The sequence below is a fragment of the Agaribacillus sp. DX54 genome, from assembly GCF_056858335.1.
The window spans coordinates 381,836-387,941 of record NZ_JBXEQE010000002.1; the positions used below are offsets into that span (position 1 = coordinate 381,836).

A 6,106-nucleotide genomic window follows, 5' to 3' on the forward strand; every position below is an offset into this window, starting at 1 on the left:
ACCATTCGACATGAAAACAATTAAATTTCTATACATACCTCTTTTAATAGTATGCACAACAGGGTGTGATAATTTTCTTGATGAGAACCCTGTTGACTCGATCATCGACGAGATAGCCATTACGGACGTTGAAAGTGCAGAAGCAACCATTGCTGCTTTATATGCACTATATCCGGGAAGGCCTATCACCACCTTGGCCAATATGAGTGATGAACAAAATGATTTTCCAGGAGACGGAGAATTTTCCCTTAACGTGGTTGAGTCCACAACACAGGGAATGATAGGGGTTTGGAATCCAAGTTGGGAAGTAATCTACCGGGCAAACAATATTATCCAGGAAATTCCGAGGGTGGAAAACCTTACAGCAGAACAGAAAGATCAATTTGTTGCTGAGGCAAAAACTATCCGCGCCCTTCAATACCTGGTGCATTTAATTCCTTTTTGGGGAGATGTGCCTTGGACTGAGTCAACTGATATAGAAGTCTTGCGCAAACTTTCCCGTACCCCTGAAGATCAAGTCTTAAGCAATATTATTGCTGACTTATCCGAAGCAGAACTTCATCTGCCAGAGGAATATGATACACAGACCAAGACCAGAACCAGGATCACACGTGGCTCGGCTAAGGCTATTTTGGCGCGTGCCTTTTTGTACCAGGAAAATTGGCAACAAGCAGAAATCAAAGCCACTGAAGTTATAAATAATCCATTGTATGAACTTCAAGTCAATTATGAAAATGTATTTGTGCCAAATTCTCAAGAAAGCATTTTCGAGTTATGGTCGGATCAGTTTATCAACCAGGGGGTTGGTCAATCGTTTTTCCCTGAGTCGCTTGGCGGGAGGTATGCCTCTGTACCAACCAGCAATATTGAAGACGCATTTGAGCCTGGAGATATTCGAAAAGCCACAGCATTAAACAGGGATGAAAATGATTTGCCTTACATATTTAAATATCGTGATGTAACCCAATCCGGAGAACTGCAGGAGAAAAAAGAGATAAGACTGGCAGAAATGTATTTGATAAGAGCAGAAGCAAGGGCACAGCAAAATAAAATAGCTGAGGCCCAGGAAGATTTGAACACTATCAGAAATCGTGCTGGACTTAACAATACTACTGCTAACGATCAAAGCACTTTGTTACTGGCCATAGAACAGGAACGTTTTGTAGAGTTGGCTTTTGAGGGACACAGATGGGCCGATCTTGTAAGAACTGGCCGGGTCGATCAGGTAATGGGACAATTTAACCCCAATTGGAACCCAAGGGCTAAACTACTGCCCCTTCCCCAGGAAGAGGTTGATTTAAATCCCAATCTATTACCGCAAAACCCGGGGTACTAACGATGCAATTAAGTAATGCACTTTTGAAATTAGCCAACAATGGGCCTTCAACCCAAAACTAAGTTTAGGAGGTTCATTGGGTTCATAAACCTTAATACTGATGAGAAATTATATATATACCATAACGATTATTTTTTGTGTTGCCCAAACAGGATACACCCAAACGGAATCTGAAAGCCTTATAGGACAAAAGGTGCCTGACCTTATATTCGGGCAGATCATGAACCATGATAAACAACAGGCAAAACTGTCTGATTATAGAGGAAAAGTAGTCATCCTTGATTTCTGGGCCACCTGGTGTGCCCCTTGTATAAAAGCATTTCCTCACTTAGAGGGTTTGAAAGAAAAATACTCCGGAACCTTAGAAGTTCTCACCATAACAAGTGATGACCGGGAACGAATAGAAAGGTTTTTAAACAAAAAGACAACAACCCTTCCCATTGTCCTAGACCCAAATAGAACCCTGGCCAAACAATTTCCACATAGAACAATCCCCCATACCATTGTCATAGATCCAGAAGGCTTCACCAGAGTAATCTCTTCAGCCGATGAAATTACAAATGATGTAATCCAGGATATCTTGGATAAAAAAACAGTCAATCTGGAGGAAAAATCAGATAATATAACCTGGAACAGCGAAGATCATCTTTCCGCAGCAGATGCTATATTTCAATTCACCTTAACCCCATATAAGGGTGGATCTGCAATGATGACCAATTTTGAGAATGGCAGAATCCTATTCAATGGCATTGGCACAAGATTTTTGCTTGAGTATGCCAATGAATTTCCACCTTCCACCCGAACACTCTTCGAAGTCCAAAATAAAGATAAATATGATCCAAATATTAACAAAGGGGATCGGTATAGCTTAGAGATTATCGCACCAGGTAAAACTGAAGATGAAGTTCGTTCAATTATGCTGGACTTCCTTCACAGAACTCTCCCACTAAGATCTCGAATTGAAAAACGAAAAGTTCAGGTTAAAGTCCTACAACGAACCGATGGGCCTTTAAAAATAAAAGAGTCTGAACCAGGATCCAAAGGTGAGTTTTGGTTCAGTGGCAGAGGCCTTCACATGCAAAACAGGCCGCTAAATGAGAATTTTATTAGGTTTTTTGAGAACATGTTAGCTAAGAAAGATCACATCACAGTTGTAGTCAATGAAACAGGGCTTACTGGAAACTACGATGTTGATATACCTTGGTATAATGAGGACCCAGACAACATCCACAAAGAACTCAAAAAACTCGGGTTGCAACTAGTGGATGGTGAAAGGGAAGTTGATTTACTCATCCTGTACGAGAAACCCAATGCCAATGGATTCAATTAATTGTAGATGTAGGTTTTTTTGTAGACCTATTCAACAAGTATCAATTTAAGGATAATTTGTAAGTAAATGGTCAAAGAAAATATCAGCTTCACTTCAATACATTAATGTAGTCAAATTAAAATAGTCATAGAGTAGCCTTCTTAAGTACAAGTATTATTGCTTTTTCATAATGAATTTATACTCATATCTCAAAGTTGACTACACAATCTACTTTTCGATATTATAAATTGGATAGTGTTAATTAAATAATCACAACTAAACCAAATCCAAAATGAAAAAGATTGTGTTAAAAATTGCTGCAGTTGCGCTGTGTATGCGTAGATTTTTCTCCGTTGGATCCGTATAATCTATTGATTATATGCAAGTTATCAAATGCAAAACCTCAGATCCGATTGCTTCAGGTGAATGTCCTGCGCCTTTTGAAGTTGAGTGCTGCCATATAACTTCCGTACCTAATCAAGGGGTCTACTTAAGGCCGATACTGTAAAGTAGAAAATCTATGAGATCAAAAAGCCATCCCCTGCCAGAGGATGGCTTTTGATTTTGCTGGGGGAAAATAGCCATCCACCCACATACTTCATTACTGAAGCTATACCATTTTTAAGTTTTGGAAAGTTAAGGGGAAGTTATGGGTTAACGGGGAATGACCAGATATCTGATTATCAATACCTGAATTCGTTTGTTCTTGCTGAAAATTATGGTGATAACCTGCTGATTCAACGCCTGCCATTGCAGGTGATCTGGCATTCACTCATACATCACCTTATTTGGAATTTGCCGCAACTAATGAAGTGGGGACTTATACTTTTACCTTTAAAAATGCCGGAGGAGATACACTGGTCTCGTTCGATTTAGATCCGCTGCGAAGGGGGAGAGAAGTAGTGTTCAAAAACATTTCTCTGGCATTGATCGGCCGTGTTGATGATGGCGAAGGCAACAGCACACTCCAGGTGATTCAAATCAATAACTTTTAACCCAAACCCAAAAATATCCCGGTTGATCCTGAGAGATGCCGGGATCTTTTTACAATTGTTTGACTGATGAAATTATCAAATAACGGAAACCGGCATTAGTCAGGCCCTCGACTCTCAATATTTTTTGCAAGCATACAAGTTGCTGGTTCAGGTTGCAGAATTTGAGTTTCTTGCTGGTTTGATGATCAGATGAGCGACTGAAAATAATTGTCAATTTATCCCAGTTACTGAAAAAATTGTACTTATTGACTTGCTTTAGTCTTAGAATTCAGGCTGTTTTCATCATTAATCCTGCACTGACCATACATCAATTATTTCAAATAAAACCAATTGGAAATAAGTGTGGTAAGTTAAAGAAAACAATGCCCCTCAGAAGGATTGCGGTTTAAATTTGTTACTTTTTATCAAAACATTTCGTTTATTTATAAAAAGTCCAGTGAAAAATGATTGTAGAAAGAAAAAACAACGAAGTGGTAGTCAGGTTAGATGGGTCGGTTGATGCGGATGCGTTACAACAGACACTTGATTACTTGAGGTACCTGGAACTTGGAGCAAAAAGTCAGGCCACACAGGAGCAAATAGATTTATTAACAAAAGAAGTTAAGAAAGGCTGGTGGGAGAAAAACAGAAGTAAATTTATTAAATGAAGATTGTCGTTGATACGAATATACTCTTCAGTCTGCTTCTTAATGCCAAAGGCAAAATTGGAGACTTGATTTTTAATTCATCGGGGGTTTTCGGGTTTTATGCTGCGAATTACCTGAAAGAAGAAATTCAACGGCACAATCACAAGTTGTTAGACCTATCAAAACTTAATGAAGCGGCCTTAACCGAGAGGAAATCATTGGTATTCTCTCAGATCAGATTTTTAGATGAGCTTCTTATACCAGAACATACACTTTTGGATTCCGAAAAACTGGTTTCAGATATTGATCCGAATGATACCGTACATGTCGCATTCACGTTGTATTTGAATAGTTATCTATGGACTGGTGATAAAAAACTTATTACTGGTCTTAGAGAAAAAGGTTTCAGTAGGATTATAAGCGCCGATGAATTATGGGAACTGCGAACGAGAATTTTAAATACTGGCTGATTTCATGAAATAAGTTTCAAATCCTGGCGAAGCTGATCTGGAAGTTACCGAGGCAACGGGAAAAGTGAGCGTTGAAAGGATTCCTCCTCCTGCTTCCGCCCTTGTCGGCAAGGTCACATTAATCCCTAATCAACAAGTTGCTTACGATATTGCCACCGGAAGTTTTCAAAAGTTTGACACGGTCAACACCGGAGATTTTATTGCCTGGAAGGATAACATTTTAAAGTTTGACGGGGTGCGGTTAGAAGAAGCGGTTAAAACCCTGAGCCGTTGGTATGGGGTAGCGGTGCGGTTGCAAAATCCGGGCATGTTCAATTGCGAGATCGTTGGTGAATATGAAGATACCAGTCTGAATGCAGTGTTGGAGAATTGGATTTTTGTACTGGATATCAGGTATGAACGCACGGCAGATGGGGTGATTATCCGGGGCAAAGGAGGATGTTAATTATCAAAATTAAAATAACTGTTTAATCAAATGTTTAAAAAACGATAACCAATAAAGCCGGGCCATTTAGCTGAAAAAAGGAGGCCTGCCTATTCCAATGTCCAGGAGGTTTAGGCAGACCGGACAATTCGATTGAAACTAAAGCTAGTTACCTAATTTCCACCAGATTGAACATGAAGTTATGAAAATTTTTATAATTAAAAGAATTATTATTGCTGTGAGTATTAACTTATTTTACAGTATTATCCTCTCTCTTACCTGTGCGGGCGTGCTGTTGGCAGAAGAAAGCAAAGGCCAATACAAGAGTATTAAAGAAGTATTCATTACCGTCGATCTTAGTGAGGTACCCATCAAAAAGGTATTTGATGCTATTGAAAAACAGACAGACTTTAAATTTACTTACAAAAAAGAACTATTAACCCAGGCCGCCACTTCAAAGCTAACAGTGAAATCCGGTCGCAAAAGTGTGGCCTTTGTGTTGAAAAAAATTGCCAATGAAACGGGTTTTTCATTCAAACAACACAATAATATCATCGGTGTACACAACATCCTGCCAAAGAAATCTCCTGATGTGAAATCTCAGAAAATACTACCTGACCGGGTCCTGTATTCCGCAATGGGACACCCTAGTAATTTTTCTGGATAATTTGGTATAACTCAGTTTGCAGATCATCCATTTTCAGGAGCCGTGATTTTGTATGGCTGGAATCCGGCAACGTATAGGTGATCTGGTACATATTAAATGTAAGTTCAGCAACTTTCTTCACAGAAAGGGCTGATTTATCTTTATAAAGGATACGTTCTAATGCTTTATAGACGCAATAGGCAGTAAAAGCAATACAAATGTGAGCTTCAATGCGATGTTTTAGCCTATGATAAATAGGACGTATTCTCAGGTCGGTCTTTGACATACGAAATGCCTTTT

At 39.2% G+C, this 6,106-nt stretch carries 7 protein-coding genes and 1 pseudogene; 7 read left to right on the plus strand and 1 reads right to left on the minus strand.

The features are described from left to right. Positions 1-10 precede the first annotated feature (10 nt). The 7 genes from AC04NP_RS04405 to AC04NP_RS04435 all read left to right on the plus strand — a co-directional run bounded on the left by AC04NP_RS04405 (position 11) and on the right by AC04NP_RS04435 (position 5,827). The gene (locus AC04NP_RS04405; protein WP_482858276.1) at positions 11-1,336 is read left to right on the plus strand and encodes a RagB/SusD family nutrient uptake outer membrane protein; all 1,326 of its coding nucleotides are present in this window, start codon (positions 11-13) and stop codon (positions 1,334-1,336) included. 100 nt (positions 1,337-1,436) lie between these two features. Next, positions 1,437-2,666, plus strand: a complete 1,230-nt coding sequence (locus tag AC04NP_RS04410; protein WP_482858278.1) for a redoxin domain-containing protein — start codon at positions 1,437-1,439, stop codon at positions 2,664-2,666. Positions 2,667-3,433: 767 nt separating this feature from the next. Then, a complete protein-coding gene (locus AC04NP_RS04415; protein ID WP_482858280.1) occupies positions 3,434-3,640 on the plus strand; it encodes a hypothetical protein in 207 nt (68 codons plus the stop codon). A gap of 443 nt (positions 3,641-4,083) precedes the next feature. Next, positions 4,084-4,287, plus strand: a complete 204-nt coding sequence (locus AC04NP_RS04420; protein ID WP_482858282.1) for a hypothetical protein — start codon at positions 4,084-4,086, stop codon at positions 4,285-4,287. Next, the gene (locus AC04NP_RS04425) at positions 4,284-4,736 is read left to right on the plus strand and encodes a PIN domain-containing protein (protein ID WP_482858284.1); all 453 of its coding nucleotides are present in this window, start codon (positions 4,284-4,286) and stop codon (positions 4,734-4,736) included. Before AC04NP_RS04420 ends, AC04NP_RS04425 begins: the two co-directional genes overlap by 4 nt. A gap of 64 nt (positions 4,737-4,800) precedes the next feature. Beyond that, positions 4,801-5,181 carry a FecR family protein gene (locus tag AC04NP_RS04430; protein ID WP_482858285.1) on the plus strand — a complete coding sequence of 127 codons (381 nt, stop codon included), beginning with the start codon at positions 4,801-4,803 and terminating at the stop codon, positions 5,179-5,181. Positions 5,182-5,362: 181 nt separating this feature from the next. Continuing rightward, a complete protein-coding gene (locus AC04NP_RS04435; protein WP_482858287.1) occupies positions 5,363-5,827 on the plus strand; it encodes a hypothetical protein in 465 nt (154 codons plus the stop codon). On the opposite strand, the pseudogene AC04NP_RS04440 reads toward AC04NP_RS04435, so the two are convergent. Further along, a pseudogene (locus tag AC04NP_RS04440) lies at positions 5,808-6,106 on the minus strand (IS1634 family transposase); the annotation flags it as partial. The gene AC04NP_RS04435 and the pseudogene AC04NP_RS04440 overlap by 20 nt on opposite strands.